Origin of the sequence: Stenotrophomonas sp. 278, from assembly GCF_003935715.1 — a bacterium.
In the GTDB taxonomy this organism is placed as follows: Bacteria; Pseudomonadota; Gammaproteobacteria; order Xanthomonadales; family Xanthomonadaceae; genus Stenotrophomonas; species Stenotrophomonas maltophilia_AH.
This window is the reverse complement of record NZ_RHPP01000019.1, coordinates 1-16258: the sequence shown is the minus strand read 5'-3', so window position 1 is coordinate 16258 and position 16258 is coordinate 1. Positions and strand designations below refer to the sequence as shown.

The 16258-nt window shown below is 62.5% G+C and carries 18 protein-coding genes; 12 read left to right on the top strand and 6 right to left on the bottom strand.

All coding sequences use genetic code 11. The annotated features are described in order from the left end of the window. Positions 1–9 precede the first annotated feature (9 nt). The 7 genes from EGJ34_RS05200 (at position 10) to EGJ34_RS05170 (ending at position 5611) form a co-directional block, all read left to right on the top strand. Positions 10–375 carry a DUF411 domain-containing protein gene (locus EGJ34_RS05200; RefSeq protein ID WP_019184727.1) on the top strand — a complete coding sequence of 122 codons (366 nt, stop codon included), beginning with the start codon at positions 10–12 and terminating at the stop codon, positions 373–375. A 70-nt stretch (positions 376–445) separates the two neighbouring features. Next, entirely contained in the window at positions 446–796 is a 351-nt protein-coding gene (locus tag EGJ34_RS05195) for a four-helix bundle copper-binding protein (protein ID WP_012480213.1), read from the top strand. 178 nt (positions 797–974) lie between these two features. Next, positions 975–1358: a copper homeostasis periplasmic binding protein CopC gene (gene copC, locus EGJ34_RS05190; protein ID WP_005413416.1), complete on the top strand. Its 384-nt coding sequence runs from the start codon at positions 975–977 to the stop codon at positions 1356–1358. Positions 1359–1368: 10 nt separating this feature from the next. Then, complete coding sequence (gene copD, locus EGJ34_RS05185) at positions 1369–2298, top strand: copper homeostasis membrane protein CopD (RefSeq protein WP_017354978.1); 930 nt, start codon at positions 1369–1371, stop codon at positions 2296–2298. Between the two features lie 61 nt (positions 2299–2359). Continuing rightward, positions 2360–4681 (top strand): copper-translocating P-type ATPase, encoded by a 2322-nt coding sequence (locus tag EGJ34_RS05180; protein WP_219625521.1) that lies wholly within the window; start codon positions 2360–2362, stop codon positions 4679–4681. A gap of 28 nt (positions 4682–4709) precedes the next feature. Further along, the gene (locus EGJ34_RS05175) at positions 4710–4985 is read left to right on the top strand and encodes a hypothetical protein (protein ID WP_005413412.1); all 276 of its coding nucleotides are present in this window, start codon (positions 4710–4712) and stop codon (positions 4983–4985) included. Between the two features lie 74 nt (positions 4986–5059). Further along, positions 5060–5611, top strand: coding sequence for a DUF305 domain-containing protein (locus EGJ34_RS05170; RefSeq protein ID WP_031269107.1), 552 nt, complete (start codon positions 5060–5062; stop codon positions 5609–5611). 29 nt (positions 5612–5640) lie between these two features. Here the strand turns inward: EGJ34_RS05170 and EGJ34_RS05165 are convergent, their stop codons facing one another. Then, positions 5641–5829 carry an arginase family protein gene (locus EGJ34_RS05165; RefSeq protein ID WP_187756563.1) on the bottom strand — a complete coding sequence of 63 codons (189 nt, stop codon included), beginning with the start codon at positions 5827–5829 and terminating at the stop codon, positions 5641–5643. Positions 5830–5917: 88 nt separating this feature from the next. Between EGJ34_RS05165 and EGJ34_RS05160 the strand changes: the two genes are divergently transcribed. Next, positions 5918–6205 (top strand): TonB-dependent receptor, encoded by a 288-nt coding sequence (locus EGJ34_RS05160; protein WP_005413409.1) that lies wholly within the window; start codon positions 5918–5920, stop codon positions 6203–6205. Positions 6206–6231: 26 nt separating this feature from the next. Continuing rightward, a complete protein-coding gene (locus tag EGJ34_RS05155; RefSeq protein WP_125359465.1) occupies positions 6232–7062 on the top strand; it encodes a DUF4198 domain-containing protein in 831 nt (276 codons plus the stop codon). Between the two features lie 104 nt (positions 7063–7166). Here EGJ34_RS05155 and EGJ34_RS05150 read toward each other — a convergent pair whose 3' ends face one another. The 5 genes from EGJ34_RS05150 to EGJ34_RS05130 all read right to left on the bottom strand — a co-directional run bounded on the left by EGJ34_RS05150 (position 7167) and on the right by EGJ34_RS05130 (position 13968). After that, entirely contained in the window at positions 7167–10307 is a 3141-nt protein-coding gene (locus tag EGJ34_RS05150; RefSeq protein ID WP_125359464.1) for a CusA/CzcA family heavy metal efflux RND transporter, read from the bottom strand. Beyond that, positions 10304–11818, bottom strand: coding sequence for an efflux RND transporter periplasmic adaptor subunit (locus EGJ34_RS05145; RefSeq protein WP_005413406.1), 1515 nt, complete (start codon positions 11816–11818; stop codon positions 10304–10306). The genes EGJ34_RS05150 and EGJ34_RS05145 overlap by 4 nt, the downstream gene beginning before the upstream one ends. Further along, on the bottom strand, positions 11815–13068 hold the full coding sequence (locus tag EGJ34_RS05140) for a TolC family protein (protein ID WP_279703838.1): 1254 nt from the start codon (positions 13066–13068) through the stop codon (positions 11815–11817). The genes EGJ34_RS05145 and EGJ34_RS05140 overlap by 4 nt, the downstream gene beginning before the upstream one ends. Before the next feature lie 124 nt (positions 13069–13192). Then, positions 13193–13588, bottom strand: a complete 396-nt coding sequence (locus EGJ34_RS05135) for a hypothetical protein (protein ID WP_005413404.1) — start codon at positions 13586–13588, stop codon at positions 13193–13195. A gap of 137 nt (positions 13589–13725) precedes the next feature. Continuing rightward, positions 13726–13968 carry a cation transporter gene (locus EGJ34_RS05130; RefSeq protein ID WP_224482004.1) on the bottom strand — a complete coding sequence of 81 codons (243 nt, stop codon included), beginning with the start codon at positions 13966–13968 and terminating at the stop codon, positions 13726–13728. Positions 13969–14283: 315 nt separating this feature from the next. Between EGJ34_RS05130 and EGJ34_RS05125 the strand changes: the two genes are divergently transcribed. From EGJ34_RS05125 to EGJ34_RS05115, 3 genes are all read left to right on the top strand, one after another. Continuing rightward, positions 14284–14577: a BPSL0761 family protein gene (locus tag EGJ34_RS05125; RefSeq protein WP_223224794.1), complete on the top strand. Its 294-nt coding sequence runs from the start codon at positions 14284–14286 to the stop codon at positions 14575–14577. Between the two features lie 2 nt (positions 14578–14579). After that, positions 14580–15521, top strand: a complete 942-nt coding sequence (locus EGJ34_RS05120) for an SseB family protein (protein WP_049401588.1) — start codon at positions 14580–14582, stop codon at positions 15519–15521. 172 nt (positions 15522–15693) lie between these two features. Continuing rightward, positions 15694–16257 carry a hypothetical protein gene (locus EGJ34_RS05115; RefSeq protein WP_125359463.1) on the top strand — a complete coding sequence of 188 codons (564 nt, stop codon included), beginning with the start codon at positions 15694–15696 and terminating at the stop codon, positions 16255–16257. Position 16258 lies beyond the last annotated feature (1 nt).

The following is a 16258-nucleotide window of genomic DNA, read 5'->3' as shown; positions in this document are numbered from 1 at the left end:
CTGCCACGCATGACCGTCCACAAGACCCCGACCTGCGGGTGCTGCGGTGTCTGGATCGACCACGTGCAGAAGGCGGGATTCACCGTGGATGTGCACGACATGGATGACCTGGGTCTGGTCAAGGAGCGGTTGGGTGTCCCCTATGCAAAGGGCTCCTGCCACACGGCCGAGATCGGCGGATACGTCATCGAAGGCCACGTTCCGGCCGCGGACATCAAGCGTCTCCTCGAAGAAAAGCCGAACGCACGCGGCCTGGTCCTCCCAGGGATGCCGCTTGGTTCTCCGGGCATGGAGGTCCCGGAGGGACGCCAGCAGCCGTTCACGGTCGAGCTGATACATCGCGACGGAACCACTGAACCGTTCGCACAGCACTGATCCGTCGCAGCAACAGGGGACGGTGTTGCGGGCGCGCCGATTCTCGCCCGCGAGGAAGAAGGAGAACTACATGACTCACCATTCCGCAGCACACCGGCCCCAGGCCATGAACGAGTGCATCGACAACTGCACGCAATGCCATGCGATCTGCCTGGAGACCATCAACTACTGCCTGACCAAAGGAGGTGTTCACGCGGCCCCGGAGCACATCGCCCTGTTGGCGACGTGTGCCGATACCTGCGCAACCAGTGCCGACGCGATGCTGCGCGGTGCCAGCGTTCACGACGTGGTTTGCGGTGCCTGCGCGGAGATCTGCCGCCAGTGCGCCGATGCATGCGACGCCATGAACGACCCTGAGATGACGCGCTGCGCCGAAGTTTGTCGCCGCTGCGCGGAAAGCTGCAGCGCCATGGCAGCGTAATGCGTCGAGGATCCCGCCTGAGCCGGTGGGATCCTCGTCTCGCGAAAGCGGAAGTATCAAGAAAATCCGACAAATCGTGGTTTCAGTGACAGTCCGACATCTAACGCTTGTCGCATCGAACACAGCGCGGCCCCTCCCGAACGGGCTTTGCATCACATTCCAATGAGGATTTATCCATATGAAGTCGTCCAACGTCATTCGCTCCTTCGCGCTCGTCCTCGCAATCGCGGCCGGGCAGTTTTCGCTGCAGGTCGCGCACGCCCACGCCGCGCTGCAGCAGTCCACACCGGCGGCAAATGCGGTGGTGGCCTCGCCAGGCCAGATCGATCTCGTGTTCAACGAGACATTGATTCCGCGGGCGTCGCGTCTCAAGTTGCTCATGAAGCACGGCAGTTCCACCATGCCGATCGAGAATTTCACGACCGAGATCGTCAACAACGGCAAGACCCTGCGTGCCAAGTTGCCTGGACCGCTGGCTCCGGGCGTCTATACCGTGGAATACCGCGCCGTCGGTGGTGACAACCACCCCATGCCGGGCAGCTTCAGCTTCACGGTGCGCTGAGGAGTCGCGAATGTTCGACCTGTCGGCTTATGCACTGAGATTCTTGGAATACCTTGTCATCATGGTTCTTTTCGGGGTTCCACTCTTCGGTTGGTACGGGTCGCGTCGATCGGCACTCGCCGACGCCTTGGCCGGGTGGTCACTCATGGGCGTTCTATTGGCGGGTGCCGTAGCCGGTCTCGTGCTCACCGGGCTCGATGTCGTCTTCAAGACCGCGGGCATCATGGGAATGCCGCTTGCCGAGGTTGATCGCGCATCGCTTGGCTGGTATCTGCTCGAGACGTCCGCGGGCCGGGCAGCCATGGCGAGAGGCGCGCTGCTGGTCGCCCTGATGTTCGTGCTCGGATGGCATCGTCGCCGCGGGAAGGTGGAGACCGCCTTCCCGCTGGGGGCGATGCTGGCGGGCGGCGCACTCGCTTCGCTGGCATGGAACGGCCACGCCGCCGCTGGCGAGGGCTTGGCAGGCGCGGTCCGGCTTGCTGCAGGCATCGTCCATCTTCTCGCGGCAGGCGGCTGGATCGCAGCGGTCCTGATGTTCCTTGCCATGCTGCTGCGCGGCAAAGAGACGAACGGCAGCGGGCGTCTGCGATCAACGCATGACTTTCTGCATGGTTTTTCGACGCTGGGAACGATCTTCGTTGGTGCGCTCATCGTGTCCGGCATCGCGCACTACGGGGATCTCACCGCGTGGTCGTTTTCGGCCCTGTTCCAGAGCACCTACGGGAAGTTGCTGCTTTTCAAACTGGCCCTGTTCGCTGGAATGCTGGGTTTGGGAGCGCTGCACCGATGGACGCTGGTGCCGCGCTTGGAACGAGCGCTGACCAGCGGAGATCCCGCGCAGGAGGTGCGGGCTTTGCGGCAGAGTGTTACGGCTGAGGCCGCGCTGGCCATCTTGATCCTGATTGTTGTTTCAGTGCTCGGGACGCTCAGCCCCGAATAGCTGTGTAACCCGCAATGGCACACTGCCTTGGCAGTCCATCCCCACTAAAGCGAGCATCGGCATGAACTCACCGTCGTCCCATGACCATCACCATTCTGCAGGCGCAGCCCCTGTCGAGGCTGCGGATGGACGGGTCATCACCAATCCCGTCCGCTATACGGACGATGCTCCCCAGCAAGTTGAAGTGACCGCCCCAGCAGCGGTGGCCCAACCCAGCGGTACCCACGCCACGGTCTACACCTGCCCGATGCATCCGCAGATTCGTCAGCCAGGTCCCGGCACCTGTCCGATCTGCGGCATGGCGCTGGAGCCGGAGATGCCCTCGCTGGAGGAGGACGACAATCCAGAGTTACGCGATTTCACCCGAAGGTTCTGGTGGACGTTGCCTTTGACGTTGATCGTCCTGGTCTTGGCCATGCTGGGACACCGTCTGCCCGGCTTGTCCACGCAGGCGCGCACCTGGATTGAGCTCGTGCTGAGCGCCCCGGTGGTGCTCTGGGCGGGGTGGCCTTTCTTTGAGCGCTGCCTACAGTCCATCGGCAATCGCAGCCCCAACATGTGGACGCTGATCGGCATCGGCGTGGCCGCCGCGTTTGGCTACAGCGTGGTGGCCACCGTGGCACCGGACCTGTTTCCGGACTCTTTCCGCGAGCATGGACGGGTAGGGGTCTACTTCGAGGCGGCAGCGGTCATCGTCTCGCTCACCCTGCTCGGACAGCTGCTGGAACTGCGGGCGCGTTCCAAAACCTCGGCGGCCATCAAGTCCCTGCTGGGATTGGCGCCCAAGACGGCTCGCCGCGTCAAACCCGATGGGGGCGAAGAGGACGTTGCGCTGGATCACGTGCACGTGGGTGATCTGCTTCGCGTACGACCGGGCGAGAAGGTGCCGGTCGATGGGGAAGTCATCGAAGGCCGCGCCAGTGTCGATGAGTCGATGCTGACCGGTGAACCCATTCCGGTCGAGAAGGCTGTCGGTGATCACGTTATAGGCGCCACGCTCAACGGGACGGGCGCCTTAGTCATCCGGGCGGACAAAGTCGGATCCGGGACGGTACTGGCGCAGATTGTGCAGTTGGTAGCCCAAGCCCAGCGCTCCCGCGCGCCGATGCAGCGTATGGCGGACAAGGTGGCGTACTGGTTTGTCCTGGCCGTGCTGGCCACGGCGGTGCTCACGTTCTTCGGATGGGGTCTGTTTGGACCCGAACCGTCCTGGACCTTTGCCGTCCTCAATGCCGTATCGGTTCTGATCATTGCTTGCCCGTGTGCCTTGGGTTTGGCTACCCCCATGTCGATCATGGTCGCCACTGGCCGCGCTGCGCAGGTCGGGGTCCTGTTCCGCGATGCTCAGGCGATCGAGCAGCTACGTCTGATCGACACGTTGATCGTGGACAAGACCGGTACGTTGACCGAGGGGCGTCCAGCCTTTCGCGACACGCTCTCCAACGCCGGCTTCGACGCCGATCAGATCCTTTGTTTGGCCGGCAGCTTGGAGCAGGGCAGTGAGCACCCCTTGGCCGAGGCCATCGTGGCTGAAGCCCAGCGACGTGGCTTGAACCTGGTGGCCGCCCAAGATTTTGATTCGCTCACCGGCCAAGGCGTCCGCGGGCGCGTGTCCGATCAGGATGTCGTGCTCGGCAACCAAAGCCTGATGGCGTCGGTTGGCGCCGATGTAGCACCTTTGCAAAGCAGCGCCGAGCGTCTTCGGAAAGAAGGCGCTAGCGTGATGTTCCTGGCGGTCAATGGTCGGTTGGCCGGCGCCATTGCGGTGGCTGATCCCATCAAAGCCACGACCTTGCCTGCCTTGAACCTGCTACGTGCCGATGGCCTGCACGTGGTGATGGCCTCCGGTGACGCACAGGCGACGGCCGAGGCCGTGGGGCGCACGCTGGGCATCGAGGATGTGCGTGGTGGCGTCAAGCCGCAGGACAAGGCCGACCTGGTCCAGCAACTCAAAGCCCAGGGTCGTCGCGTGGCCATGGCTGGCGATGGCATCAACGATGCGCCGGCCCTGGCGGCAGCCGATGTGGGCATCGCGATGGGGACGGGCACGGATGTGGCCATGTCCAGCGCCCAGCTCACCCTGGTCAAGGGTGATTTGAGGCGCATCGTGCAAGCCCGTGCCATCTCGTCTTTGACGGTGGCCAATATGAAGCAGAACCTGGGCTTCGCCTTCGTCTACAACGCCATCGGCGTGCCTATCGCCGCCGGCTTGCTGTATCCCAGCTTCGGCCTTTTGCTCAGTCCGATGATGGCGGCCCTGGCCATGAGCCTGAGCTCGGTTTCGGTGGTCACCAATGCCCTGCGTTTGTCCGGCTCCACCGTTGTTGCCACCCCCCACCCTGACCGCGCCGATGAGCCTGCGCGCGGCCATTCCTGTCACTGATGGCTCATATCCCACAAGGAGTACTGCAATGAAGCGTTATGCCTCCCTCTCGATGATGGCCTTGTTCCTGATGGCGGGCGCGGCCTTCGCCGGCGGCCAGACCACCACGCCCACCACCGACCACGGTCAGCACAAGCCGGCGGCGGCCGATGCCGATTTCACCAAGCTCGATGCCAACAAGGACGGCTCGCTGTCCAAGGAAGAACTGGCCAAGCACAAGCTGGCGCCGCACTTTGGCATGCTCGATAGCAACAAAGATGGCAAGCTGAGCCCGCAGGAATTCGCTGCCGGCAAGGGTATGTAAGTGTTCTCAGCCCGGGAGCTGTTCCAACAGTTCGCGGGTTCTTCCGCCGTTCTGCCATTCCCACGGAGATTGTTATGTCCTCTTCGCACGGTACGCACGAAAACGCGCAAGACCCGCAGTCCCAGCACGCAAAACCGCACGCCTCACACCAACCTGCCCACCAGGCACAACAAGGGCATCAAGGCCATTACGGCCGCCTGTTGTTGATGATGGGCCTGTCTTTCGTGGCCATGTACGCATTGATGTACGCAATGGTCGATCAGTGGGCTAACGTCTATAACAACGTGAACCAGTTCTACATGGCGGGCCTGATGGCCGCTCCCATGCTGCTGATCGAGCTGTGGCTAATGTCCAGCATGTACCCCGATCGCCGACGCAATCTGATTCTGGCTGGTCTGACGGTGGCGTTCATGCTGTTCTGCTGGTGGGGCATTCGCACTCAAGCAGCGGTCACTGACAAACAGTTCATCCGTTCGATGATTCCCCACCACGCTGGCGCCATCCTGATGTGTGAGGAGAATCGTCTGAAGGATCCTGAGTTGGTGAAGCTCTGCCAGGACATTATTACCTCGCAGACACAGGAGATCGCGCAAATGAAGCAGTTGCTGGCTGAGCGTTCCCATTAGCTCACTGCCTTTTGCCAGCCGATATCACTTCACTGAGCCTGCGCACTGACCATTCGGTGGATCAAACGCGCGGCCACACGTGCGGTGGCTTGATCCGGATCCAGGGGCGGACACAGTTCCGCCACGTCGACCACACGTACCTTGCCCGAGGCCATGACCAGATCCAGCAGGGCTTCCAGGACCTCCAGACTCACCCCGCGTGGGTTGGGGGCGCTCACGCCCGGGGCCACCACCATTGAGTACGCCGGCAAGATCACCAGCGGCTTGGGTAGCTACACCCAGTGGCGTGGCTTGGGCTCACTGCGTATGGGCAAGAACCGTTGGACCGGCGTCTATTCGGCGCAGTACATCGGCAGCGCGGACGACATCATCGCCGTGCCCGACACGATCGGCTCGCATGTGTCCAGCGTGGTGTACCACAGCCTGCAACTGAGCTACGGCATCAAGAAGAAGTGGGATATCTCCGCCGGCGTTGAAAAAGTGCTCGATAAGAAGGCGCCGTTCGTGAAGAACAACCCCAACACCGACACCGACACCATGACGTACGACTTGCTGGGTCGTCGCTGGAATGTCCGCTTTGGTTACCACTGGTAAGCCACGATCACGAGGAGCTACACATCATGAGAAACACGCAACTATCCGCCACACTACTGCTGTTCGCTGTGGCCGGCAGTGCCGGTGCGCACGACCTGTTTGTCGCTTTCTCCAAGCCTGGCACCGCAGCGGGCGAGGCGAACACAGCGTTGGTGAACAATGGCACCTTCGATGAAAGTGCAGGTGCAGTCACCCGAGCGCGTCTACAGGACGTTTCGCTGAGTCAGGGCGGCGCTAAGGCTGCACCGGACTTGGCCAGTTGGAAAGAGGTCGGCAAGCAGAGCCAGCTCACCGTGCATCCGGCGGGCGAGGGCACCTATCTGCTGGGGGTCTCGACGATGGCCTCCACCAGCACGCGTACGGCCAGCGAGTTCGGCAAGTACCTGGAGTTGGAAGACTTGCCCGATACCCTGGCCAACTATGATGCGAGCAAGTTTCCCAAAGGGGTCACCTATAGCTATACCAAGCATGCTCGTACCATTGGACAGGTGGGCACAAAACTGACCGACGATTTCGCTGCCTCGCTGGGCTATCCGCTGGAGATCCGCTTGGCCCGCAATCCTGGAAGCGTGAAGGTCGGCGAACAGCTGTCGTTCCAGGTGCTGCAGCAGGGCACGCCAGTGCCCAACCTACGCGTGTACGTCGGTCATCGTGCTGACGCACCGGTCAAGGGTGGGCACGGTAGCGCTACGCTCCTGCGCACCGATGCCCAAGGCCAAGCCAGTTTCCAGGTGACCACCGCCAAGACCTGGTACATCCACACCAATCACATTGTGCCCTCTACACAAAAGGGTTTGGATTTTGTGTCGGATCGGGCGTCGCTGAGCTTTGAGATTTCCCCGCACGCCGGGCACTGATAAGTAAGCATGTAGGCGGTACTCTCCCCTTTGACGCCAGTCATGACTTCTTCCATGACTGGCGTCTTTTTGTGGGGACTTACCTCAAGTGCTCAGTCTGTCTCTCATTGGTCGCCCCGCGCCGCGCGCAATCCACGTCGCCGCACTAGATAGAACGCTGCGGGAATCACCACCATAGAGAGCACCGGTGCGGTGAGCATGCCACCCAGCATCGGCGCGGCGATACGTTGCATGACCTCCGAGCCGGCACCGGTACCGACGAAAAGCGGAAACAACCCGGCCAGGATGACGGCTACCGTCATCGCCTTCGGGCGCACCCGTTGCACGGCGCCTTCGTAGATAGCCTCTTGCAGGGTAGACACATCTTCCGGCGCACCGCTGGCCAAGCGCTGCTCCCAGGCATGACGCAGGTACAGCAGCATGATGACGCCGAACTCAGCCGCAACGCCGCCCAGGGCGATGAATCCGATCATGCTGGCCACCGAAATCGCATGGCCCAGCCCCCAGATCAACCAGAAACCGCCCACCAACGCCAAGGGCAAGCTGAGCAGGATGATGGATACATCGCTAAGCCGGCGAAACACCATCCAGATGACCAGGAAGATGATCGCCAACGCCGCGGGCACCACCCATTGCAGGCGTGCCAAAGCCCGTTGCAGATACTCGTACTGCCCCGACCACGCCAGACCATAGCCGGCAGGCAAACTCACCTGGGTCTGCACCGCGGCTTGCAGGTCCTGGACCACCGATCCCAAGTCGCGATCGGCCACATCCACGTAGATGTAGCCCACCAACCGGCCGTTATCGCTCTTGAGCATCGGCGGGCCTGGGCTGATTGACAGCTCCGCCACCTGGCTCAAGGTCAGTTGCACACCGCCTGGCGCGATCAGCGGCAGATCCTGCAAGGCCTGCAACGAGTCACGCTGGCCACGGGGGTAGCGCAAGACGATGGGATAGCGTTCGCGCCCCTCGATCGTTTCCCCGATTGGATCACCGCCAACGACCGTGGCAATCAGTTGCTGGAGTTGGCCTTGAGTGAATCCGTAACGTGCAGCGATTTCCGGGCGCACCTGTACATCGACATAGCGCCCACCCGTGACGCGTTCGGCCAGTGCCGAACTCACGCCGGGCACAGTCTTGGCCACCTGCTCGATCTGCTGGCTCAGGCGCTCGATCTGCTCCACATCGGGTCCGGAGACCTTGATCCCAATCGGGCTCTTGATGCCGGTGGCCAACATATCGATGCGATTGCGAATGGGCGGGACCCATAGGTTGGTCAGACCGGGAATCTTGACCGCTGCGTCCAACTCCTGGCGTAGCTTCTGGGGGGTCATGCCCGGGCGCCATTGATCCCGCGGCTTGAAGGTCACGGTGGTCTCAAACATTTCGATCGGTGCCGGATCGGTCGCACTTTCGGCACGGCCCGCCTTGCCGAACACGTGCTCAACCTCCGGTACGGTCTTGATCATCCGGCCCGAGAGCTGGAGCAACTGACGGGCCTTGTCGGCGGACAGGCCGGGCAGGGCCGTGGGCATGTACAACAGGCTGCCTTCTTCCAAGGGCGGCATGAACTCACTGCCCAACCGGCTAAAGGGGATCAAGGTGAGCACTAGCAGCAGGCCGCTGAGCAGCAAGGTGACACCGGGATGTTTGAGGACCCACAGCAGGATGGGCCGATAGCCAGCGATCAGGATGCGATTGATGGGGTTCTGCTGTTCCGGGCGGATGCGGCCGCGGATCAGGTAGCCCATCAAGACGGGGATCAAGGTCACCGACAACCCTGCTGCGGCGGCCATCGCGTAGGTCTTGGTGTAGGCCAGAGGCGAGAACAATCGCCCTTCCTGCGCCTGCAGGGCAAAAACCGGCACGAAAGACAGGGTGATGACCAGCAAGCTGGCGAACAGGGCCGGTCCGACCTCGGCCGCCGAGCGGGCCATCAGCTGCCAGCGCTCCTCACCCTGAGGTTCCCGGCCGTGCGCCTCCCGCCAGTGCTCCAGATGCTTGTGTGCATTTTCGATCATCACCACCGCTGCATCGACCATCGCACCAATGGCGATGGCGATGCCGCCTAATGACAGCAAGTTGGCGGAGATCCCCTGGGCGTGCATCACGATGAAGGCCGCCAGGATACCCAAAGGCAGGGTGATGACGGCCACCAACGCCGAGCGTAGGTGCCACAGGAACAGCAGGCATACCAGCGCTACGACCAGAAACTCTTCGCCAAGCTTGTGGGTGAGGTTGCGTACCGCATCCTGGATCAGCTCGGAGCGGTCGTACACCGGCACCACTTCCACGCCCTCGGGCAAGCTGGATTGCAACGCCTGCAGTCGCGCTTTGACGTTCCGAATGGCCCCCAAGGCATCCTTGCCGGTCCGCAGGACGATCACGCCGCCGGCCACCTCACCTTGACCATCCAACTCTGCGATACCACGACGGAAGACCGGCCCGCGACTGATCGTGGCCACCTCGCCGAGCAGGACGGGGATGCCGTCGTTGCCGGTTACCGGCACCTGTTCGAACGCCTCCTGTGTGCGCAGGTAGCCTTCGCTGCGCACCATCAGTTCGGCTTCGCCTTGTTCGATCACCGAGCCCCCGGTAGCGCCGTTGGCCGCATCCACCGCCTCGATGAGCTCGGCCACCGTCAGTCCACGGGCCGCCAACGCCTGCGGATCGGGCTGGATCTGCCAGGCGCGCACCGCACCGCCCACACTGGCTACTTCAGCCACGTCCGGCACGGTTTTTAGCTCATAACGAAGAAACCAGTCCTGCAACGCACGCAGCTGCCCCACATCACGTTGACCTGTCCGATCCACCAAGGCGTACTGGTAGATCCAGCCCAGTCCTGTCGCATCAGGACCCAGCGCCGGATTCACATTCGGCGGAAGTCGATCGCGTACCTGGCTCAAGTACTCGAGCACTCGAGAGCGCGCCCAGTAAAGATCAGTGGCATCGTCAAACAGGATGTAGACGAATGAATCACCGAAGAAGGAGAAGCCGCGTACCGCCTTCACGCCCGGCACGGACAACATCGTGGTGGCCAACGGGTAGGTGACCTGGTCTTCGATGATGCGCGGGGTTTGCCCCGCCCATTGCGTGCGGATGATGACCTGGGTATCGGACAGGTCCGGCAGCGCATCCAGCGGCGTGTTCTTTACCGACCAGATACCGACCACCGCCAGCAGCGCGGCGGCAACCAGCACCAGCACGCGATTGGCGATGCAAGCATGGATCAGGCGCGCGATCATGGTGTGCCCTCCATCGCTTCGGACATGACCTCGCTTGCCTGGCAATCAGCGGCTGCGGCGGGGCCGAACTTGGGTACCAACTGCATATCCATGAACGGTGACTTGCCCGGCTTGTCGAAATGCTTCTCCGGCACCATCGGGTCATACCAGTACTGCACCGGGCAGCGCGGCGGCGTAGAGGTGGAGGTGTCTGGCGCGACAGGCGCCGGCTGTCTGGACGGTGACGGCACGACAGTGCGTGGTTCGTGCCCGGCGTCATGGCGCTCGTGCACACCTGATGCGCTGGCAGGGCGTGTCGGTTGTGCAGCACCCAGGCGCTCCAACGCACCGGAGAGACTGGCTTCGGAGTCGAGCAAGAACTGACCCGAGACGACCACGCGTTCACCACCGGCCAAGCCTGCCACGATCTGCGTGCGCCCTTGCACGCTACGTCCCACACTCACCCGCACTGGCCGGAAGCTCCCGTCCGGATCCTGCACGATGACCCGGCTGTCCCGCCCGGTGGCGATCAGCGCCTCCGTGGGAACGACTGGCAGGGCCTGCTCGGCGTCGGGCTGCACCAGAACCTCGGCGAACATGCCCGGCACCAGCCGACGCTGCGGGTTGCGCAGCACAATTCGCGCCCGCTGCGTGCGACTAGCCATGTCGACCTGGGGAAGCAACGCCTGGATCTGTCCGGCAAAGCGCTCTGCCGGCCAGGCACTGACCGTGGCCTGCACTGAGGTCCCCGGCCGCAAGGTGCCCAGCGCTGCCTGGGGTACCGAGGCCTCCAGCCACAACGTGTCCAGCCCATTGATCTTGAACAGTGGCGTACCGGGCATCACCGTCTGTCCCTCGCGTGCCAGGATCTCGGTCACGACACCACTGTGGTCTGCGCTAAGCACGACGCCACTTCTGGCCGAGGCGCCAGAAGGAACACCCAACGAACGCAACCGTTGTTGCGCCGCACCCTGCAGCTCACGCGCGCCCGCGGACTGAGCTTGGCTCAGGGCATGTGCTTCGGCGATGGCCGCGTTCCATGCCGGGGCCTGCACGGTGGCCAGCGTTTGACCACGACGAACCTCGGTAAACGGCGCCTTTACCTGCACGTGGGTGATCAAGCCTTCCATGCGCGCACTGATCACGCTTTCCTGGGTCAGATCCCACGTCAGTGTGCCCGGCACGCGTACGGCAGTCCCTAGTAACTCTACCGTCACTTCCTGAGTGCGTATGCCCACGTTCTGCTGCAGGCGCGGATCGATCTGCGTTCCGCCCCCTATGGCCTCATCTGCGTATTTGGGCAGCAACTCCATATCCATGAACGGAGATTTGCCCGGCTTGTCGAATCGCTGCTCAGGCGCCATGGGGTCGTACCAGTACAGCACCTTGCGTGCTTGATCTGCGACGCTCGTGCCGGGGGGCGGGGTGGTATCAGAGGTTCGAGTCATCCAGGCGTAGCCGCCGGCAAAGCCGAGCGCCAGCAACCCGAGGGCCACGGCGAGCTGTGTGAGACGCGTCTTGGTCGGGCTCATGGCGTGTTCTCCTCATGGGGTAGCAGATAGGCCAGTGCCGCCCAGGCACGGCCCTGTTCGCCCAGCAGACGGGCGTTCTCCAGGTGCAATTCGATCTCATCGCGCCGCGCTTCCAGCCACGGCTGCAGGTCGGCACCGGCGCCGTAGGCGGCCAACGCCGTGCGTGCACGATCGCGCGCCAAAGGCAGGCTCTGCGTGTTCTGGCGCTCCAACTGGCCGGTTAACCCGCGCCATCGCGCTATCGCGCGTTGCACCGACTCGGCTTGGATGCGCCGGGCCTCATCGCGCTCTGCGGACACCGCCTCCAGCTCGGCCCGCCGTGCCGCGATGCCTCGTGCTTGGCGGTTCTTCTGGAACAGCGGCAGGCCCACACCCACTTCCACCATGAGCATGTCGCTGCGCGCCATGCCGTCGGGCGCGCGCTCGCGACGTCCGTAGGTGAGCTCCACACTCCAATCCGGGCGGGTTTCGGCCACGGCCGCATCCACCTGGGCCTGGGCTAAGCTCTCGCGTGCCTCCCAGCCCAGTAGTGGCGTGTGTTGGTCCAGTTTGGCCAGCAGTTGGGTGGGCTCCAATGGCAACTGCGAAAAATCCGGTGCCGCACCACTGGCCAAGATCGCCTCTGGTGCAATACCCAACCACCGCGCCAGGCCGGCCTGCGCGGCGGCGTGCTCCGCATGTACCTGCTCCAGGCGATTGTCCAACTGCAGTAGGGCGGCCTGGGCGGCAAGCACATCACTGGCCCCGGCCGTGCCGCCTGCCAAGCGAGCACGCGCCGCACGCTCGGCTATACGGGCCGGCTCGCGCAGACCTTCCAACGCATCTACGGCTTGCTGCGTACTCCACAGCTCGATCCAGGCCAGCGCGGCCGCTTGGGCCACCATCTGCTGTTCGGCCATCGACAGTGAGCGCGCTTGCGCCAGCGTCGCTTGCGCCAACGCGTGCTCGGCACGTCGTTTCGCACGCGCAGGAAACTCCTGCATCAGACCGATTTGCTGGGTGGTCATCTCATCGGCCCGCAAGCTGAAGGCATCGGGTCCGCTGACGGGCCAGTTCGCCAGCCCCACGATCAAACGTGGGTCGGGAAGCGCGCCAGCACGCGCGGCTTCTTCGGTACTGGCATCGATCTGCGATCGGCGCACCTGCAGGGTTGGGGCGTTAGCAAGCGCCCGTTGTAGGGCTTCTGTGTAGCTGATCGGGATAGCGGGCGATGCCGCCAGCACAGGACCACTGAGCGCCAGGGCAAACACGAACCCACACGCCATCTTGCGCCTTGCACGCAAGAAGAAAGACATCTCCATAAGACCTCCGGGAAACGACAACGAGCGCGCTGCAACGCATGCAGCACGAGCACGGGTCAATCCAGGAGGGGGCTTAAATCAGCAGGCTACAGAAGCGCTGCAGGGGAGGCGGATCGGACACGCACACCGGAACATCCCGATACAACTGCGCGTGTACCGGTGGCAACAGAGCCTGCACCAGCGCGAAGGCGGCCAGCGCGGGCTGGTAAGGCACTTGAGGGGCCTTCGCATCGGCCGTGGCGATGTGATCGCGCTGGCAATGCTGGTCGCACAACGCCGGAGCATCGGGATCCGGCGTGGACATCTCTTCGCAACCGACCATCAGGGTCGCTTGTCCAGCTTCCACCGATTCCAGCGGACAGGCGTAAGCCACCAGCGCGAGTTGCTGCAGCAGCAGCGCCCACAGTCCCAGCCATGCCAGTCGGGCACGAGAACGGGGTCGCCGCCATCGCCTCAGCAGCCTCACCATGACAGCTCCCGCACGCCCGAAGCAGCGCCTGCGGACGCTGGGCAGATCAGGGCAGGGGACGTGCGAGCTCTCATGATGGCCAGTCTAGCCCTCTTGGGGCCGACTGTCATTGATCAGGATCAAGCCCTCGCGCGGACTCAGCGGTGGCATCCGCCGCAGCAGGAGGATGCGACGGCCGGGGCGGCCGGCGTACCAGCCTCAGAAGGGAGCACCGCAGCGATCACATAGCCTTGCCGCTGGATAGCCTCAACCGCCTGTTCTACGGCAAGCAGGCCCTCGATCTTGACCACGCCACTGCCCAGATCGACGTCCACCTGGGCGTGGGGGTCAAGGGCCTGAATGGCTTGGGTGACCGTTCGGACACAGTGACCACAGGTCATACCTTCAACAACGAGATTCATGGACAACCCTCCAAAAGCATCGGCGGTTTGCCGACGGCGTGACGATGAGCCTTCCCACGGTGGGAAGGTCAAACGACAGGCAAGTTGAGTGGTAATCCGTCCCGCGTTGTTGACCTTCCCATCATGGGAAGGCTCAGGCTACCTGCTCGTTCCTATTGGCCCTCACTCCATGGACATAACGCTCACTTATGCGAATTAAGTTATTGATTATATTACATTAATACAGGAATCGCAAGGTCTGTAGTTGCACCGTGCCCTGGCCGGCCACAAACGCGATAAGCTAAGCATTCCTTAGTGCTAGTCATTCTTGATGTCATGACGATGCCATCTGAGCGCACCCGCAATGTGCTGCAGGCGGGCGCGTTCCTCAGGCAGCTAGCGGCCAGCCAAGCCGTGCCTAAAGAGGTGCGGCAAGAGGCATATCGACTGCTGCGGCACTATCCAACCGTCAGCGACATCGAGGCGATTGCTGAGCACGAAGAGCGGCTGCGAGCGCTGACCCAGTCGGCCTTCGTACGACCCTACCTGAGCAGCGAGATCGAGGCGGATTGGTTCTCCGGGTACCCGCTCGGCCCTCATCGCATCTGACCATGAAGCAACCGAGCAGGCCGCGTGGAAGAGGGACTACGTCTGCGGAGACAGCGCTGGAGGCTTCCTTTGAACGGGCCCGCGACAGTGCGGCCGAGGAACGCGCATTCTTCAAGCGACTGATGGATGCGATCGTGTACGTGCATGCGCCCATCTCGGACGACGCGCAGACACTGCGGCTGGTCCAGTTCCGCCATCCTGACGGTTTCGATGCGATCCCTTTCTTTACCTCGCTCGACAAGGCGCAGGCGGCCAGCTCGTCTGCTGTCAGAATTCTGGGAGTTTCAGGCCGTGAGCTGCTAACCGGTACTCGCGGCGCGACGTTGATGCTCAATCCCAACTACGGCGGCGTTGTCCTGTACCCGGAAGAGGTTGCGACATTGTTGGATACGGGCTTTCTGGCCAGGGTGGAACGTCTGGCGCCGGCGGAGTTCGCGGTGAGACCTGCCCAGGCCGCGCCGGCTTGGCTCGCTCCGGCCATCAGCGGCAGCCTTGAGCACGCCGACTTCGTCTCGTCGGCCTATCTCCTGGAAACTCACTCGTCAGGGGGCGTCGAACAGCCTCCCGGTCTGTTGATCTGGCTGGTGGTGGACCTGGCTTTCGCCGAGCGGGCGGCTCGTCTGGTGACCACCGCCATACAGCCCTTATGCTCAGATTTGGACGTCATCATCGACTTGGCGGTCCACGACGTATCGCTGCCTTTGCCGGCGGGCTTGGATGATCCCCAGATCCTGCCCATATTTTTTCACGAGAATCAAGCCAACTTGAGCACAGCTCATCGGCCTATGAGCCCTGAAGATAAGCTACTAGCACTCCTTCCGGGATTGACCGAGGAAGAGAAGGAACGGCGGACCCGCGAGGGTATGGCCGACGTCGACGCTGGACGTACGATCCCGCACGAGGAACTACTGCAATGGATCAGGCGACGGTCAGAGCCTTCTTGAAGGTTTCCGTTGGGTCAGGAGCGTGGAAACTCTTGAATCCAATATTCAAGAAGGGCACGCGTGCCTGAGCAGTACTCCAGGAATGCCTGTGTCACGCGGCTTCTGGTTCAATCAAGCCTAGGTCTGTAATCCACGAACTGCCTGACGTCGAGGGGTGTTTCCTCGTTGAATCATGGTGTTAGAGACGATTCGGCTGTTTTTCTCACGAATCCCTGCCGACCTTCTTGAAAAACTGAACCAGACCTACCCAAACGCTTCCGTAAGGCAGGTGGTGAGAGGGCAGGTTAAGCACATCAGGGATAGCAATCCCAAGGAGATAGAAGCGCTACGACAGGAGGCCAACGATCAACTTCCTACTATCGCCGAGCTAAAGAGGGTCAGTGCGGTTGATCCAGAGTTCCGGATGGAAAACAGCTTCTTTGGGCCCAAGCCAGTCATCACCGCCCGCATCATCAACCGCTCAACACTGCCATTGAGCGAAGCGAGCTGGAATGCGGCGCTGTACATCAATGGCGATGTACAGCCTGTAGCCACGTCGAAGGTGCGCAGCGATTTCCGTTCCATCGAAGGCCTCAAGCCCGAACACCATGTTACGGCTCGATTCACTGTCGGATTCGTCAAGGGCGATAAGGCCTGGACCACCTTGGCAATTCGTCAAGCGGGTTCACCCCCGTTTTCACGGACACTTACAAGAAGGCCGATCCAGGCCATGAGGAGTGTTCATGTCAAAGCGTAGA

Excerpts from the sequence above, each read along its gene's own strand:
- EGJ34_RS05200 (WP_019184727.1), top strand. The coding sequence starts at position 10 with ATGACCGTCCACAAGACCCCGACCTGCGGGTGCTGCGGTGTCTGGATC.
- EGJ34_RS05195 (WP_012480213.1), top strand. The coding sequence starts at position 446 with ATGACTCACCATTCCGCAGCACACCGGCCCCAGGCCATGAACGAGTGC.
- copC (WP_005413416.1), top strand. The coding sequence starts at position 975 with ATGAAGTCGTCCAACGTCATTCGCTCCTTCGCGCTCGTCCTCGCAATC.
- copD (WP_017354978.1), top strand. The coding sequence starts at position 1,369 with ATGTTCGACCTGTCGGCTTATGCACTGAGATTCTTGGAATACCTTGTC.
- EGJ34_RS05180 (WP_219625521.1), top strand. The coding sequence starts at position 2,360 with ATGAACTCACCGTCGTCCCATGACCATCACCATTCTGCAGGCGCAGCC.
- EGJ34_RS05175 (WP_005413412.1), top strand. The coding sequence starts at position 4,710 with ATGAAGCGTTATGCCTCCCTCTCGATGATGGCCTTGTTCCTGATGGCG.
- EGJ34_RS05170 (WP_031269107.1), top strand. The coding sequence starts at position 5,060 with ATGTCCTCTTCGCACGGTACGCACGAAAACGCGCAAGACCCGCAGTCC.
- EGJ34_RS05160 (WP_005413409.1), top strand. The coding sequence starts at position 5,918 with ATGGGCAAGAACCGTTGGACCGGCGTCTATTCGGCGCAGTACATCGGC.
- EGJ34_RS05155 (WP_125359465.1), top strand. The coding sequence starts at position 6,232 with ATGAGAAACACGCAACTATCCGCCACACTACTGCTGTTCGCTGTGGCC.
- EGJ34_RS05150 (WP_125359464.1), bottom strand. The coding sequence starts at position 10,307 with ATGATCGCGCGCCTGATCCATGCTTGCATCGCCAATCGCGTGCTGGTG.
- EGJ34_RS05145 (WP_005413406.1), bottom strand. The coding sequence starts at position 11,818 with ATGAGCCCGACCAAGACGCGTCTCACACAGCTCGCCGTGGCCCTCGGG.
- EGJ34_RS05135 (WP_005413404.1), bottom strand. The coding sequence starts at position 13,588 with ATGGTGAGGCTGCTGAGGCGATGGCGGCGACCCCGTTCTCGTGCCCGA.
- EGJ34_RS05130 (WP_224482004.1), bottom strand. The coding sequence starts at position 13,968 with ATGACCTGTGGTCACTGTGTCCGAACGGTCACCCAAGCCATTCAGGCC.
- EGJ34_RS05120 (WP_049401588.1), top strand. The coding sequence starts at position 14,580 with ATGAAGCAACCGAGCAGGCCGCGTGGAAGAGGGACTACGTCTGCGGAG.
- EGJ34_RS05115 (WP_125359463.1), top strand. The coding sequence starts at position 15,694 with ATGGTGTTAGAGACGATTCGGCTGTTTTTCTCACGAATCCCTGCCGAC.